The organism is Nonomuraea sp. bgisy101 (genome assembly GCF_057708945.1).
Genome location: NZ_JBYITD010000004.1, coordinates 50,201 through 65,492 on the forward strand (window position 1 = coordinate 50,201; position 15,292 = coordinate 65,492).

Below are 15,292 nucleotides of genomic sequence, written 5' to 3' on the forward strand. Positions count from 1 at the left end.
CGGCGGTGGAGGTGACTACGGCACCACCAAGCGCGCGGTCGGTCACCTGACCAGGTCGCTGGCCGCGGAGGCTCCCGAGGGGGTGACGGCGGGGCTGCTCAGCCCCGGGCACGCCCGCCAAGATCGCCTTCCGCTTCGCCGCCGCGCCGTTCACCCGCAGGGACGTCTTCACCGGCTGACCGCCGGGGCCCGCGCGCGGCTCCAGGTCCCGTCGCGGGCCGCCGGCCGGCTCACAGCGTGTGGACGCGGAAGACCGTGGCCAGCGGGCCCATGTGGACGGTGTCGGCGGCGGGAGTGAAGCCCGGCACCGCGGACAGGTCGTGGCGCTGCTCGAACACGCGGATCCGCGCCCTGCCCCCGGGCAGGACCAGCGTGACCGTCAACGCCCCCGGCGGAGCGTGGAAGGCGAACCCGCGCCTCTCCCCCAGGTCCCTGCCACCGACCGTGATCGGCACGGCTCCCTCCTCCACGCTGAGTCCGGTGATCGGCGCGCCCGCCGTCGGTGTCAGGCGCAGGGTCAGCGTGCGCAGGGCGCCCGAGGTCGTGTCGTCGACGACCGTCAGCCCCGGGGGCCGCATCGGGGCCGGGCGGGCCGGCCGTACCGCCCAGTGGGGCTCGCCGAAGTAGTGCGCGCTCTCGGCGCTCGGCTCCCCGTCGGCCGAACCCCACACCGCCGTGCCCGTCGCCTCGTCCATGGCGTAGACGAGGCGTGTCTGCCGGGGGTGGGCGGCGTCGAACCGGTCCGCGGCCAGACCGCCCGCGACGAGCGCCGCGCTCGCCACCACCGCCACCGCAGGCAGCAGAGCCGCGGCCCGCCGCGACCACAGTGGCTCGGCCAGCGGGAGCAGGAGCAGCATCAGCAGGGCGAGGTTCAGTGCGGACGCCGGACCGCCGAGCCGCAGTCCGATGTCGAGAGAGCTGATCGCGCTCGCGCCGAGCAGGATCGCCGTGGGCGCGAGGCCCACGGTCAGCACCACGGGCCGCCATGCGGCGGGGACGCGCCGCGCGGCCACACCGCCCGCCGCGGCCAGGAGCGCGGACCAGGCCATCGGATGGGAGCCGCGCGGCAGGACGACCGCCGCGGCGACCCCGAGCACGGCCACCAGCAGCAGCGCGCCCGCGCCGAGCGAGGCAGGCCCGAGGCGCCGCCCGGACAGCCGCCCCGCGAGCAGCCGCCAGGCCGGCACGACAGCGGCCGTGACCGACACCAGCGCCGCCTGGTAGAGCCAGGGGCGGTACGGGTCGCCGGTGAACATCTGCGTGTACTCAGGCCGCAGGACGCCGAGCAGCGGCCACAGCGCGTACCCTGCGGCCCCGGCGGCGAGCACCGGCAGCAGCGCCAGTCCCGCGGCGGCCAGAACCCGCGGCACGGTGACGACCTCGGCATCCGGTGAGGCCACCCCCTCGGCGGCGAGCGACCCAGGGCGGACGATCCCGCAGCGCCCGCGCAGGGTCGCGACCAGCCACCCTGCCACGACCAGTCCGGCCAGCGCGACCGGCAGTTCGAGCCAGGCGGGGTAGCGCACCAGCAGGCCGGGGACGGTGAAGTGGATGGACTCCGCCCCCGGCCCGAGGGCGGCCAGGTCGGCGGAGGCCAGCGCCCTGGTGACGGCCAGCGTGTTGTCGCCCATCTGCTGGAGCGTGCCCTGATCCAGATGGGCGGGGTCGTCGAGCGGCGTGTGGTAATGGGCGCCGCCTCCGGTGAAGGCGGCGTCGAGACCGAGCCAGCCCGCCGCGCCGAAGACGTGGAAATCGGTGTTGTTGGGCAGCAGGCCCATCAGAGCGGCGAAGCCCGAGTCGGCGGACGGGTGCGGGGCGGCCGAGCCGTACACGTCGATCAGCGGACCGTCGCCCGGGGAGGCCCTGAACGCCGTCACGGTGCCTCGGGTGCCGCGCGCCTCGTTGTTCAGGACGACGACCGTGCCCTTCGCCGCCGGGTCCTCGCGGACGAACGCCTCGGCGCCGAGCAGCCCAGGCTCCTCGCCGTCGGTGATGAGAAAGACCACGTCGTTCCTCGTCGAAGCGGGCAGCGCCCTGGCCACCTCCAGGAGCGTGGCCACGCCCGCTCCGTCGTCGGCGGCGCCGGGGCTCGCGGCCACCGAGTCGTAGTGGGCCGCCAGCACCACGCGACCTGTCGGGGCGCTGCCATGCCGTACGGCCACGATGTTGCGCACCCTGCCCACCGGGACGACGCCGTCGTAGGCGATCGGGAGCGCGCCGACGGCCTCCTGGACCCTGGTGTCGAGCCCGAGGTCGCGCAGCCGTGACACGAGGTGCTCGCGCACGCGGTCGTGCTCGGCGGAGCCGATCGGGTGCGGCGCTCTGGCGATGTCTTCGACGTGGGCGAAGGCCCGCGCCGCGCTGAAGGAGCCGGAGGGGGCGTCCTTCGGCAGCGGGGCCGGTGGTGCGAGATCGAGGAGGGTGACGGCGATGAGCGCGGCGAGCGCGAGCAACCCGAGCACTGCGTTCCGTGCCATGCGCATCACGCTAGGCCGCCATGCGGCCCCGCCTTTCGCTCCCCAGGACGACTTCCCCGTACATCGAACGGACTACCGTTCGTCGCTCGCGCGCCTGGCCGTGACCGGATCCTGCCGTACCGCCGGATGGGACCGTTGGCACGCTGGGAGTGGAACGGGCCTCGGGGACATCCCGTAAGGGTGGGGCAGGCACTACCAACGAGTGGCGTGCCAGCGGCAATGTCGCCGCTCACCCGGGTTTCTAGGGTCTTCCCCATGAACATCGCACGACTGTTGACGTCCGGCGTTGCCGTTCGCCTCGACCGGGCAGGCGGTGCCGGCGACGTCGACCACAACCTGTCGGTGCGCAAGGCCCTGCCGCAGGTGGCCAAGGAGTTCGCCGCCGCCTGACGGAGGCACGTCGTTGGTCTCACCACAGGAACCGGTCCAGGAAGGGGGTCCCTGGGGCGATTCCAGGGATCATCAAGTCTTGTTCGGACGGATCGCTCAGAATTGGACATCATGAACATGCGGAGAACGGCGGTGATCACGGGCCTTGCCGGGCTCGTGGCGGTGTTGTCCGGGTGCGGCACCGGAGAACCGCTGCATGAGGCCGCCGTATCGTACGACGTCACCGACAAGGTGGCGGCGCTGCACGTCGCAGCCGACTCAGGGACCGTCGAGGTGGTCCAGTCGGACCGTCGCGGCATCCGCGTGACGGAGCGGCTGAGCTGGCGTAAGAACAAGCCGGAGACCAGGCACGAGGCGCAGGGTGACACGCTGCGGCTGAGGTTCACCTGTCCCGCCACGTGGGGGTGGGGCGCCATCGGCATGTCCTGCGACGTGAGCTACCGGGTGGAGGTGCCCGAGGGACTCCGTGTCAGGGTGGGCTCCGACTCCGGGGCCCTGACGCTGAAGAACCTGTCCGGCGACGTGGAAGCCGTCACCGACTCCGGGGCGATCGAGGCCACCGGGCTGACGGGCAGGCGCGTTGTCACGGAAACCGGCTCGGGTGACATGGACCTGGCCTTCGCCGCGCGACCCGACCACGTCACGACCACCACGGATTCAGGTAGGACCGTGATCCACGTGCCACAGGGGCCGTACAACATCGTGGCCAGGACGGACTCCGGCAACAAGGACATCAAGGCCGCGAGCGCACCATCGGCCCAGCGTACGATCGAGGTGTCCAGCGACTCCGGGGACCTGATCCTTGAGCAACTGGCTGCCGGCCCGTCGCGTTAGCGAGCAGGCCCGGAGCCCGGATCCGCCAGGCTTCGTGGAGGGGAGGCGGCCGGGCGGGTGGTCAGTCGTCGGCTCGCGTGCCCAGGTCGACGAAATACGGTCTCATCGACGGGTAGTAGTCGTCGAAGTCCGGCCGCGGTGAGCCGTCGCGCGAGGCCACGAGCATGTCGAGGTAGTACTCCCAGCCGGGGCCGACCTCGCCGATCCCGTCCTCGGTTTCGAGGTGGTGCACCAGCCGCAGCTCCGTCGAGCCGTTCGACTCGGACAGCAGCAGCTCCATCCGCCAGGTGCCGGACTCGTCGCTCGTCGACAGGGCCAGCCGGCGCGGCGGGTCGCACGCGTCGATGAGCACGTCGGTCCAGGGCGCCTGCTCCTCGAATACCAGCTGCACCTTGATGGTGCGGCCCGGCGCGGCGTCGCCCTCCCACGGGCCGAACCAGCGGGCGGTGCGTTCGGACTCGGTGACGCTGGCCCACACGTCCTCGGCGGGCGCGCGGAACGTCCGCGTGATGACGAGGTCGCTTCCGTCGCCGGTGCGGAACAGGCGACCGGTGGGTCTGGGATTCATGCCGTGTTCTCCTCTTCTCGCTCCGCCAGGTCCCGCGTACGGCGTTCGCGGCGGGTCCGGTAGACCTCTGTCTCCAGTGCGTCGAGTCGGTGCTCCAGACCCGAGGGCCGGACGAACTGGCCGAGCCATTCGACGAGTTCGGTGAACGGGCCGGCGTCGAGCACGTAGAACCGCCGCCTGCCGACGAGTTCGTCGCGAACCAGACCGCTCTCCCTGAGTACGCGCAGGTGGCGGCTCACGGCGGGCCTGCTGATCATGAAGCGGTCGGCGATCTCTCCGGCGGAGAGCCGCGAGTTCCGCAGCATCGTCAGGATGGTCCGTCGCACGGGGTCCGCGATCGCACCGGCTACCTCGTCCACACGAAAAGCGTAACCTACAGGTTACGCGTTACGTAAGGGGAGACCGGACGTGCCCTGTATGCCGTCGGCGACGTGCGGGACGGCGGAGCATAACCTGGGGCTGTCGGCTCGATCCCGGTGATCCGCCGGTCGAAGTCGGCTCGGGGTGATGAATGTGGTGACATCGACCAGCTCGAGACGGCGAGAGGTGCCGCGGCTGCCCATCGAGGTGACCAGTTTCGTGGGGCGGCGCCACGAGGTCGCCGAGGTCAAGCGCCTGCTCACGACAGGCAGGGTCGTGACCCTCACCGGTGTGGGCGGGGTCGGCAAGACCCGCCTGGCCCTGCGGGTGGCCGCCGACGTGCGCAGGGCCTTCCCCGACGGCGTGTGGCTGGTGGAGCTCGCCGGGCTCCAGAACCCCGACCTGCTCGTCCGATCCCTGATCGACGCCCTGGAGATCGGGGATCGCTCCTCGCGGCCGGCGATCGAGGTGCTCGTCGACCACCTGCGCGACAAGCAGGCGCTGGTGGTCCTGGACAACTGCGAGCACCTCGTGGACGACTGCGCCGTGCTGGCCCAGACCCTGGTTCGTTCCGCTTCCGAGCTGCGGATCCTCGCCACCAGCCGGCAGGTGCTCGGATTCACCGGCGAGCAGACGCTGGCCGTACCTCCGCTGTCCCTGCCGGATGCGGGCATGGCGCGGCCTTCGGCCGGCGCGTCCGGCGAAGCGGTGCGGCTGTTCGCCGAGCGGGCAGGGGACGTGCTGCCCGGCTTCGCCGTCACCGACGCCAACCGGGAGGCGGTGGAGCGGATCTGCCTCCACCTGGACGGCATCCCGCTCGGGATCGAGCTCGCGGCGGTGCGGCTGCGAGCGCTGTCGGTCGAGCAACTGCTGGCCAGGCTGGACAACCGGTTTCAGCTGCTCGCCACGAGGTCGCAGGCCGTGGTGCCCCGCCAGCAGACGCTGCGAGGGCTGATCGACTGGAGCTACGGCCTGTGCACCGAGCAGGAGCGGCTGCTCTGGGCGCGCACCTCGGTGTTCGCCTGCGGCCTGGACCTGGAGGCGGCCGAGGAGGTCTGCTCGGGGGACGGCATCGACCGCGACGAGATCATGGACCTGGTGAGCGGACTGGTGGACAAGTCCGTCCTGGCTCGCGATGATCATTTGTCGTCCCTGCCTGCGGCGCGGTACCGGCTGCTGGAGACGATCAGGCAGTACGGCCGCGAGCAGCTCGCCGCGTCAGGGCAGGAGCCGGAGCTGCGTCGCCGGCACCGCGACTACTTCCGCGAGAAGGCGACGCAGCTGCGGGCGCACGTCTTCGGCCCCGGCCAGGCGGAGTGGTTCGGCAGGCTACGGCCCGAGCATGCCAACCTGCGCCTGGCCCTCGAGTACTGCTTCGCCGTACCGGACGAGGTCGAAACGGGCCTGGGCATGGCCACCGACCTGTTCCACTACTGGATCACCGGCACCTACCTGGGCGAGGGGTGCCACTGGATCAACCAGGGGCTCGCCGCTGTCACCGGGCCGAGCGAGCTGCGGGCCAGGGCCCTGTGGGCGAACAGCTGGCTCAGGATCATCCAGACCGACATCCGCGCCGCCGAGGAGATGCTGCGCGAGGCGCGGGCGCTCGGTGAACGGCTCGGGCACGAGCCCGCCCTGGCCTATGTCGCGCTCTGCTCAGGGATGATCGCGATGTATCGCGGTAATACCGAGTCTGCCGTCGCGCTCTACGAGCAGGCGATGGCCCGCCATCGCGGCACCGGCGATCCGATGGGCCTGGCGCTGGCCCTGGTCTGGCTCTGCCTGGCCTGCTCCTTGCTGGGCGACTCGCCGCGTGCCATCGCCGCCGGCGAGGACTGCTTGGCCGTGTGCGACGCTCACGGCGAAAGGTGGGTGAGGACGTACGCGCTGATGGCACTCGCCGTCGAGACCTGGCGGCAGGGCGACGGCCGGCGCGCGGCAGCGCTGGCGAAGGAGAGCCTGCGCTTCCAGCACTCGATCGACGATCTGCTGGGAGTGCGGTTCAACCTGGAGGTGCTGATCTGGATAGCCGCAGGTGAGGGTCGATTCCAGCGGGCGGCGGAGCTGCTCGGCGTCCTTCAGACCATCAGGCGGAGGATCGACGTGATGCCGCTCGAATACGTGCATGTCCTTCGCCACTATGACGAATCCGAGTCGCGTACCCGCGAGGCGCTCGGCGGGGCGGCCTTCGGCGCGGCCGTCAGGCGAGGCGCCGGGCTCTCCTACGAGGAGGCGCTCGACTACGTCCTCGCCGAGGACGCCGTCGCGGGCCGGCCGCCCGCGCAGGACGCGCCGCCGTCGCCGCTGACCCCCCGCGAGATGGAGATCGCCCGGCTCATCGCGCAGGGAATGAGCAACAAGGAGATCGCGGCCTCGCTGGTGATAGCCCAGCGAACCGCCGAGGGCCACGTCGAGCACATCCTGACGAAGCTCGGTTTCAACTCGCGCACCCAGATCGCCGTCTGGATCGGTGAGCTGGACAGGCCACCCGACGAGGAGCACCCTCCCGGCGGGTGAGACCCGCGCCGGGCCTCACCGCTCGTCGGCCCCGTCCGGACCCCACCAGCCACGCCGGGCGGCCAGCAGCCCTGCCTGGAACCGGGTGCGCGCGCCGAGCCTGTCCGTCAGCTCGCTGACCCGCCGGTGCACCGTTCGAAGACTCACCCCGAGCCGGCGGGCCACGGCCTCGTCCTTGAGCCCTGCCGCGAGCACTGTGAACAGCTCCGGAACCGGCTGATCCGCCGCTCCCGTGGCTGGAACCTCGAACGAGTCGGCCGGCAGCGGCAGCGCCGACCGCCGCAGGACCTCGAACAGGCTGACCAGGGCGTCGAGCAGGGTGGAGGGGTGGACGACGACCGCGCTGTCGGCCTGGTCCGACGCGTCGGTGCTCAGCGGCAGGATCGCACGCCTCCGATCGGCCCCCCGTCGTGGACCAGGACGGCGGGATCACGCTCACCAACGGGCCGCCGCCGACCGTCCACCCGACGGACCCCGGCGTCCTCCACTTCGAGTTCGGAACCGGCTGGTCGGGCATCGGAACCGACATCTACCGGCACGACTCCAGGCGGGACCTGGTCACCAAGACCCACAACTCGTATGACCGGGTCACCGCCTTCGCCTTCAACCCCGCCGAGCCCGGGGTGATGTACCTGGGCACGGCCGAGGAGCTGTAGCTCGGACCACGATTCGACGGCCCTCCGGGAGCTCCCGGAGGGCCTTTCCGCGCCCGTCACGCGCCGGCGAGCTCCCAGCCGGCGGCAGAGCCGCGACATTGTCGCATTCGTTCCCTGGTGAGAAGATTGACAGACGATGCCCACGGACATAGCTGTCATTCTGAGTGATCAGCCGGGTGAGCTGGCTCGACTAGGAGAGGTCACCGGCGAGTCCGGCGTGAACATCAGGGGCCTCGCGGCGTTCACGGGCGAGGGCAGGGGCATCGTCCACCTGCTCGTCGACGACGAGGCCGCCGACAGGTGCAGGGAGGCTCTCCAGCGTGCGGGGATGGGGGTCGCGGACGAGCGCCCCGTGCTGGTCGTGGACATCGCCGATCGGCCTGGGACGCTCGGCGAGCTGGCCAGACAGCTCGCGGAGGCGAACGTCAACATCGACCTCGCCTACACCACCTTCGGCGGCGTGAAGATCGTGATCGCCACCGACGATCTGGAGAACGCGCGCTCGGCGCTCGAATGGCCGGCGGACCAGCGCACCACCGTGCGCGGGGCGGGCGGTACACCCAGCATCTGGGACCAGCCCGAATGACCTGACGCCGCGAGCGCCTCCTGGGTTCGCGGCGGCCTCGAGGGCCTCAGCCCCTCTGATCCACGACGGCCACGCCGCCGCGGCCCTGGGCCGCTCCGCGCGGATGGCCGGCCAGAGCGTCCCTGTCGCGCAATGCCTGCAACTCGCCGCGGGACAGGACCGTGGTCAGCAGGTCAGGACCGGTTCCTGCCTGGGTCAGCCGCGTGCCGTCCGGGTGCCAGACCCCGCTGCCGCCGCACGATTCCCAGCCAGGCCCCGTCCCGGCATGGTTGGCGACCACCGCGTACATGCGATGGTCCATGGCCCTGGCCGCGAAATGGATGTCCATGCGCCGCGCCTCCTCCCGGGTGTACAGCGCCGAGCCCGCGTACACCTCCGCGCCATCACGGGCCGCGTCCTCCGCGTGGCCCGGCATCCCCGCGTCGAGGCACAACGCCAGCGCGACACGCCAGCCGTCGACGTCGAGGAGCGGACCCCTACCGGCGGGCTGGAACAGGTCTCGCTCGACGCCGTGAAGGTTCCGCTTGCCGTGGACGTGGATCCCTCCGCCGGGACGCATCACCAGCGAGGCGATCCAGGCCGTGCCGTCGGGCCGGCGGTACGCGGCGCCCACCACGGCCGTCAGCTCGCGCTCCTGGACGGCCTGACGGACGACGTCGAGCCTCGGGTCGTTCTCGGTCACCCAGGACGACGGGTCGGCGAAGAGAGCCAGGTCATAGCCCACCAGTGACAGCTGGGGGAACATCAGCAGCCGCGCCCCGAGATCGGCGGCGCCGTGGACCAGGGCGACCGCCGAAGCGGCGTTCGTGCTCACGTCACCCGGCTCGGCCGAGGTCTGGGCGACCGCCACGATCAACGACTCCGTTGGCATACCCGGCATCGTAGCGCTCGTAATCTTGTAAGCACGCGTCGCCCAGAGCCCTCGACCCGCCAGGCTGGTTGAGCAGGAGATATCCGACTTTGTCACTGCTGTGCTCTAGTGTCCCGGGCAGTTGATCAAGCCCTGCACATCTGGAGAGCGTGGACATGACCTACCTGGAGCTGTCTGAGGACGGCGGCGGATCGCACAAGTTCTACGAGGTGACCGTGTCCGGCGCACAGGTGACGATCACTTACGGGCGCATCGGCGAGAGCGGCCAGACCAAGGTCACCGCCTTCCCCGACGAGGCGAAGGCGCGGGCCGCCGCCGCCAAGAAGATCGGCGAGAAGGTCCGTAAGGGCTACGCGCCCGCCCAGCGGGGCGTCCGTCAGCGAAGGGCGGTCACCCGCAGGGCGATCACGAGCACCCGCTCCACCGCCCATCAGGCACCCGTGCTGTGGCGCTTCGACAGCGGCGCGGCGGCTTTCGGGATCTTCGTGGACGAGGAGCGCTGCTGGGTCGGCAACCAGCGCGGTGACGTCTACACCGTCTCCCACGCAGGCACCGTGACCAGCCGCTACCGCCTGCCCGACGGCGTCAAGTGCATCGTCGCCGACGACTTCTGGATCTACGCCGGCTGCGACGACGGCAGGGTGTACGACCTGAGCGGGAAGGTCCCGCGGGCCGCCTACGAGATCGCCGCCGACGTGGACATCTACTGGCTCGACATCCACGACGGCGTCCTCGGCGTGTCCGACAGGGCAGGGCGGATCACCACGATCGACTACGAGGACGAGTTCCAGTGGGCGCGTTCCGGCCAGGGCGATTCCGCCTGGATGGTCAGGTGCGACGAGAAGGCCGTCTACCACGGGCACTCCCGCGGCGTCGCCCGCTACGACGCCGAGGACGGAGCGCCCGTCTGGCAGACCGCACTCGCCGAGCAGGTGCTGTTCGGGTGGCAGGAGGAGAAGGCCGTCTACGCCGGAACGTCCCGCGGGGCGGTGCACCGCCTGGCCAAGAGCGACGGGCGGGTCGAGGCCGTCTACCGGTGCGACGGGGCCGTCTACTCGTGCGCCACCTCGCCGGGCGGCCGCCACGTCTTCGCGGGCGACAACCACTCCTCGGTGTACTGCTTCGACGCCTCCGGCGAGCGGCTGTGGAAGCTCGCCACCGGCTGTGGCTCGGCCTTCTCGATGCAGTACCTCGACGAGCGCCTCTACATCGTCACCACCGACGGCTCGCTGGCCTGCATCGACGCGAGCGAGGCGGCGATCGCGGCCGCCAGGGCGGGCACCGTGCCGCAGCCCGTGGACGTGAAGGCGGCGGCGTCCCTCGCCGTGGTCGAGCCGTCGGCCGTGGTCGAGACGACCACGCTCGCCGGGGACGGCGTGGTCGTGGAGTGCGTGCGCGAAGGTGAGCGGCTGCGCGTGCGCGTGGTCAGCCCCGGCTACGAGGCGTGGAACGTCCAGTTCCCCAAGGACGTCCGCGAGGCAGGCGCCCGCTACCTCGTCGACGGTGTCCGCTCCGCCGGGCGCGGCGGCTTCTACCGGGCCCACGGCGAGATCCGCCGCCTGCTCTGACGCGGCACCGCCCGCCTCACCCCGACCGGCGCCCTGCCCGCGCGAGCGACAGCCGGATCCCGCCGAGCGGTTCCGCGCGTGGCCGGTCAGGGGTGCGGGAGGAGAGGGAAGCGGAGTGATCCTTTCAGCCGCGTTTGTGGATGATGCGGTCGTGGACCACCGTGTAGGTGTTGCGCAGAGCCGCCATCGACTCGTCGTAGGAGGCCTGGGCCACCCCCGTGAACAGGCAGTCGACGACCATGAGCTGGGCGATGCGGCTGCCGAGCGCGCCCGACCTGAACTCGGTCTCCCGCGCCGCCGTCGTGAGCGTGACATCGGCCGTGCCCGCCAGCGGGGAGTCCCTGAAGTTGGTGATGGCGATGGTGGCGGCGCCGGACTTGCGGGCGATCGCCAGGAACTCGACCGTGTCCACGGTCGCGCCCGTGTGCGAGACGGCGACGGCCACACAGGTGGCGTTGAGTGTGGCGGCAGAGGTCCAGGCCGAGTGGGAGTCGTGCCAGTTGATGGCCGTCCTGCCGATGCGCGACAGCTTCTGCTGGAGGTCCAGGCCGACGAGGGCGCTCGCGCCCACCCCGAAGGTGTCGATGCGCCGGGCCGCCAGCACCAGCGCGACGGCCCTGCCGAGCGCGGCCATGTCCAGCGCGCGTGCGGTGTCGGCGATGGAGAGCGTCTCGTTCATCGCCACCTTGGACACGATCCCTTCCAGCGAGTCGTGGCGGTCGATGTCGCCCGACACCTCGGGCAGGTTCGACGTGGCGAGCTCCTCCCTCGCGACCTCCCTGGTCAGGTCGATGGTGAAGTCCTTGAAGTGCAGGTAGCCCATCCGCTTGTAGAAGCGCACCACCGAGGTGGTCGAGGTCTCGCAGCGGGCGGCCAGCTCGGCGATGGACAGGTTGGCGGCGCCCGCGGGATCGCCGACGACCAGCTCCGCGATGCGCCTCTCCGTGGGTCGCAGCGTGGGCACGGCCGCTCGTATGCGGATGAGCAACTTGCCGTCAGCCATCTTCACCAAACCCTCTTGAGGAATTCTTGTACACGGCTGGTAAGGTCTCGGTAATTTTATGACCTACTGTCCGAGGAGGCCACATGCCCCGTGGCGCGTTCTCCGCAATCGGCGCCGCCGCAGCGCTGTCCATCGCTCTCACCAGTTGCTCGTCATCCCCCGGGCCCGCGACCAGTACCGGCGCGGCGGGCGCCGCGGGCGGAAATCTCGTCATCGGCGTCACCACGGACCCGGACACCCTCTTTCCCTGGAAGGCCACCCAGTTCCAGGCCGTCAACGTGCTGACCAACATCTACGGCACGCTGACGGAGTTCGACAAGGACCTCAACGTGGTGCCGGGCCTGGCCGAGTCGTGGAAGCCCTCCGAGGACGGCAAGACCCTCACGCTCACCCTCCGGAAGGGTGTGACCTTCGGCGACGGCAGCGCCTTCGACTCCAAGGACGTCAAGACCTCCCTCGAAAAGATCATGGCCGAGGCCACCGCGGCCGTCGCGAGGGCATCGCTGTCCTCGGTGAAGTCGGTGGAGGCTCCCGACGCGCACACCGTGGTGCTGAACCTGACCACCCCCGACGCCGCCCTGCCCGCCAACCTGGCCACGGTCAACATGGCGATGCTCTCCTCCGACGACACCGAGGAGAAGCTCAACACGACCCCCAACGGCACCGGGCCCTTCACGATGAAGAAGCGCGTGGCGAGCCAGTCGATCACGCTGGCCAGGAACGACAAGTACTGGGGCGGTGAGAAGCCGAAGCTCGGCGGTGTGGAGTTCAGGGTGATCCCCGACGAGTCGTCCATCGTCTCGGCGATGCAGTCGGGCAACGTCCAGCTCGCGGTCTTCAACGACCCGCTCGTCGCGCAGACCGCTCAGGGCGGCGCGATCACCATCACCAAGACCCCGCAGCTCAGCTACCACGCCCTCCAGCTCAACGCGACGCACGGCGACCTGAAGGACCTCAACGTCCGCCTGGCGATCCAGTGCGCGGTGGACCGCAAGCAGGTGCTCGACACCGCCGCGCTCGGCGAGGGCGAGGTGACGGGCCCGATCACCTCGCCGGTGTTCAAGTCGGACCCGCAGCAGCGCCCCTGCCCCACTCGTGACGTGGCCAAGGCGGCGGACTACCTCGGCAAGGCAGGCAAGGCGTCGGGGGTGACCATCAAGACGATCGTCTCCCAGGGTGAGTACGCCACCTCCGTCAACGAGGCGCAGAACCTCAAGGCACAGCTCGCCGAGGCCAAGATCAACCTGGACCTCGAGGTGCTGGAGTCGGGCGCGTTCGTGGACAAGTGGGTCGCGGGCGACTTCGACGCGGCCGTCGCGCTGAACGGCGGGCGTCCCGACCCTGACGGGATGTACGGCCGCTACTTCACCAGCACGGGCAACCTGAACAAGGTCGCGGGCTACAGCTCCCCCGAGCTCGACAAGCTGTTCGCCGAGGGCAAGGCCACGACCGACCAGGCCGAGCGGAAGGCGATCTACGCCAAGGTGTCGGCCGAACTGGAGAACAACGCCGCGTGGATCTGGCTGTTCACCAGCTACACCTACACCGGCACCACGGCGCAGGTGAAGGGCTTCGTGCCCATGGCCAACGGCTCTCTGCAGTACCTGCGTACGACGACGCTCTCCTAGCCATGCTCAGAGCACTCGTGCGCCACCGAGTCGTCTGGCGCGTGGCGGGCATGCTGGGCACCCTCTTCGGGGTGGCCGTGGTCGTGTTCGTCATGCTCCGGGCGATTCCCGGCGACCAGATCACGGCAGGCCTGGGCACCGAGGCCGCCGCGCTCACCCCGTCGCAGCGGGAGGCGCTGGAACGGTACTACGGCCTGGACCAGTCGCTGTTCACCCAGTTCTTCTCCTGGCTCGGCAACATGTTCAGCGGGAACCTCGGCTACTCGGCCCGCTCGCAGCAGAGCGTGCTCGACCTGACGCTGCACTCGCTGCCCGTCACGTTCGAGCTGGCGGTGTTCTCGATCGTGCTGGCCCTGCTGATCGGCGTCCCGCTCGGCATGCTCGCCGCGTCCAGGACGAACTCCCCGAGGGACGCGCTCGGGCAGGTGGTGAGCCTCGGCGGGCTGTCGATCCCGGCCTTCCTGCTGGCCACGACGCTGCTGTCGGTGATGGCGGCCTCGTTCGGCTTCAACCCGAACGGGCAGGGTTTCGCGGGCCTGCTCGATGACCCGCTGCTCAACCTCCAGCAGATGTTCCTGCCCGCGCTCGTACTGGGCTTCGGCATCGCGGCGCCGATCCTGCGCACCACCCGGACGGCCGTGCTGGAGGTGCGCTCGAACGACTTCGTCCGCACCGCCCGCGCCAAGGGCGTGCCGCCGAGACGCCTTCAGGTCAGGCACGTGCTCGGCAACGCGCTCGTGCCGATCGTGACGATGACGGGCCTGCAGTTCGGCTACCTGCTGGGCGGGGCCGTGGTGGTCGAGCAGATCTTCTCCGTTCCCGGCATCGGCAGGCAGGTGCTGCTGGGCATCCAGCAGAAGGAGTACGCGGTCGTGCAGAGCACGGTGCTGGTCATCGCGCTGGCTTTCGTGATCGTCAACCTCGTGACCGACCTGCTCTACCGGATCATCGACCCGCGGGTGCGAGCCTCATGAACGCCTTGCGCAAGAGCCCCGGCGGCCTGGCAGGCAGCGCGCTGCTCGCGCTGCTCGCGGTCGTCGCGCTGCTGTCGTACTTCGGCCTGTTGCCGCACGACCCGATCGCGCAGAATCCGCCGTCGCGCTTCCTGTCGCCTTCCGGCGCCCACCTGTTCGGGACGGACCAGTTCGGCAGGGACGTCTTCTCCAGGGTGGCGGCGGGGGTGGGCAACTCGGCGCTCATCGCGGTCGTCGCCGTCGCCTTCTCCACCGTGGTGGGCACGCTCGGCGGGCTGGTGGCGGGCTTCTACCGGGGTTTCGCCGACGGGGCCGTCGGCGGGGTGACGAACGTGCTGTTCGCCTTCCCCCCGCTGCTGCTCGCGCTGTCGCTCGCCTCGGTGCTCGACCGCAACTGGTTCACGATCGCAGTGGCGATCGCGATCGTCTACGTGCCCATCTTCATCCGGGTCACCCGCGGGCCCGTGCTCTCCCTCAGAGAGATCGAATACGTGAAGGCGGCCGTCTCCACCGGCCAGAGCCGATGGATGATCATGCTGCGGCACGTGCTGCCCAACATCACCTCGATCATCGTCATCCAGGTGGCACTGTCGCTGTCGTGGGCGGTGCTCACCGAGGCGTCGCTGAGCTTCCTCGGCCTGGGCACGCCGCCGCCCGCCCCCTCGCTCGGATCGATGATCTTCGAGGCGCGCAGCCTGGTCTTCGTTGCCCCCTGGACGCTGATCGCGCCGGGCGCGGTCGTCGTCCTGCTGGTGGTGGGCCTGAACCTGCTCGGCGACGGCCTTCGTGACACCCTCGACCCGCGCAACAGGGGCAAGCGGTGAACCTCTCAGAACCGACGTCGGAACGGCGGCCGCGGG

Annotated in this window: 15 protein-coding genes; 9 read left to right on the forward strand and 6 right to left on the reverse strand. The window is 70.6% G+C overall.

Annotation, left to right across the window (positions count from 1 at the left end; all coding sequences use genetic code 11):
- Positions 1–230 precede the first annotated feature (230 nt).
- On the reverse strand, positions 231–2,477 hold the full coding sequence (locus tag AC3EO4_RS08820) for a M20/M25/M40 family metallo-hydrolase (RefSeq protein ID WP_431894754.1): 2,247 nt from the start codon (positions 2,475–2,477) through the stop codon (positions 231–233).
- Between the two features lie 255 nt (positions 2,478–2,732).
- On the opposite strand from AC3EO4_RS08820, the gene AC3EO4_RS08825 reads away from it, so the two are divergent.
- Positions 2,733–2,867 carry a hypothetical protein gene (locus AC3EO4_RS08825; RefSeq protein WP_431894756.1) on the forward strand — a complete coding sequence of 45 codons (135 nt, stop codon included), beginning with the start codon at positions 2,733–2,735 and terminating at the stop codon, positions 2,865–2,867.
- Positions 2,868–2,978: 111 nt separating this feature from the next.
- Positions 2,979–3,701: a DUF4097 family beta strand repeat-containing protein gene (locus AC3EO4_RS08830; RefSeq protein ID WP_431894757.1), complete on the forward strand. Its 723-nt coding sequence runs from the start codon at positions 2,979–2,981 to the stop codon at positions 3,699–3,701.
- Positions 3,702–3,762: 61 nt separating this feature from the next.
- Here the strand turns inward: AC3EO4_RS08830 and AC3EO4_RS08835 are convergent, their stop codons facing one another.
- Together AC3EO4_RS08835 and AC3EO4_RS08840 are read right to left on the reverse strand one after the other, a co-directional pair.
- A complete protein-coding gene (locus tag AC3EO4_RS08835) occupies positions 3,763–4,269 on the reverse strand; it encodes an SRPBCC family protein (RefSeq protein ID WP_431894758.1) in 507 nt (168 codons plus the stop codon).
- Entirely contained in the window at positions 4,266–4,628 is a 363-nt protein-coding gene (locus AC3EO4_RS08840) for a metalloregulator ArsR/SmtB family transcription factor (protein ID WP_431894760.1), read from the reverse strand. The genes AC3EO4_RS08835 and AC3EO4_RS08840 overlap by 4 nt, the downstream gene beginning before the upstream one ends.
- 148 nt (positions 4,629–4,776) lie before the next feature.
- Between AC3EO4_RS08840 and AC3EO4_RS08845 the strand changes: the two genes are divergently transcribed.
- A complete protein-coding gene (locus AC3EO4_RS08845; RefSeq protein WP_431894762.1) occupies positions 4,777–7,146 on the forward strand; it encodes an ATP-binding protein in 2,370 nt (789 codons plus the stop codon).
- A gap of 15 nt (positions 7,147–7,161) precedes the next feature.
- Here the strand turns inward: AC3EO4_RS08845 and AC3EO4_RS08850 are convergent, their stop codons facing one another.
- The gene (locus tag AC3EO4_RS08850; RefSeq protein WP_431894764.1) at positions 7,162–7,341 is read right to left on the reverse strand and encodes a LuxR C-terminal-related transcriptional regulator; all 180 of its coding nucleotides are present in this window, start codon (positions 7,339–7,341) and stop codon (positions 7,162–7,164) included.
- Between the two features lie 215 nt (positions 7,342–7,556).
- On the opposite strand from AC3EO4_RS08850, the gene AC3EO4_RS08855 reads away from it, so the two are divergent.
- Positions 7,557–7,802, forward strand: a complete 246-nt coding sequence (locus AC3EO4_RS08855) for a hypothetical protein (RefSeq protein ID WP_431894766.1) — start codon at positions 7,557–7,559, stop codon at positions 7,800–7,802.
- A gap of 217 nt (positions 7,803–8,019) precedes the next feature.
- Entirely contained in the window at positions 8,020–8,388 is a 369-nt protein-coding gene (locus AC3EO4_RS08860) for a hypothetical protein (protein WP_379577569.1), read from the forward strand.
- A 46-nt stretch (positions 8,389–8,434) separates the two neighbouring features.
- Here the strand turns inward: AC3EO4_RS08860 and AC3EO4_RS08865 are convergent, their stop codons facing one another.
- Complete coding sequence (locus tag AC3EO4_RS08865; RefSeq protein WP_431894767.1) at positions 8,435–9,259, reverse strand: carbon-nitrogen hydrolase family protein; 825 nt, start codon at positions 9,257–9,259, stop codon at positions 8,435–8,437.
- Positions 9,260–9,414: 155 nt separating this feature from the next.
- On the opposite strand from AC3EO4_RS08865, the gene AC3EO4_RS08870 reads away from it, so the two are divergent.
- A complete protein-coding gene (locus AC3EO4_RS08870; RefSeq protein ID WP_431894769.1) occupies positions 9,415–10,827 on the forward strand; it encodes a WGR domain-containing protein in 1,413 nt (470 codons plus the stop codon).
- A gap of 124 nt (positions 10,828–10,951) precedes the next feature.
- On the opposite strand, the gene AC3EO4_RS08875 is transcribed toward AC3EO4_RS08870, so the two are convergent.
- The gene (locus AC3EO4_RS08875; RefSeq protein WP_379577575.1) at positions 10,952–11,830 is read right to left on the reverse strand and encodes a MurR/RpiR family transcriptional regulator; all 879 of its coding nucleotides are present in this window, start codon (positions 11,828–11,830) and stop codon (positions 10,952–10,954) included.
- Positions 11,831–11,913: 83 nt separating this feature from the next.
- On the opposite strand from AC3EO4_RS08875, the gene AC3EO4_RS08880 reads away from it, so the two are divergent.
- The 3 genes from AC3EO4_RS08880 to AC3EO4_RS08890 are packed head-to-tail and all read left to right on the forward strand — an operon-like array spanning position 11,914 to position 15,256.
- Positions 11,914–13,458 (forward strand): ABC transporter substrate-binding protein, encoded by a 1,545-nt coding sequence (locus AC3EO4_RS08880; protein WP_379577577.1) that lies wholly within the window; start codon positions 11,914–11,916, stop codon positions 13,456–13,458.
- A 2-nt stretch (positions 13,459–13,460) separates the two neighbouring features.
- Complete coding sequence (locus AC3EO4_RS08885; RefSeq protein ID WP_379577579.1) at positions 13,461–14,432, forward strand: ABC transporter permease; 972 nt, start codon at positions 13,461–13,463, stop codon at positions 14,430–14,432.
- Positions 14,429–15,256, forward strand: coding sequence for an ABC transporter permease (locus AC3EO4_RS08890; protein WP_379577581.1), 828 nt, complete (start codon positions 14,429–14,431; stop codon positions 15,254–15,256). Before AC3EO4_RS08885 ends, AC3EO4_RS08890 begins: the two co-directional genes overlap by 4 nt.
- Positions 15,257–15,292 lie beyond the last annotated feature (36 nt).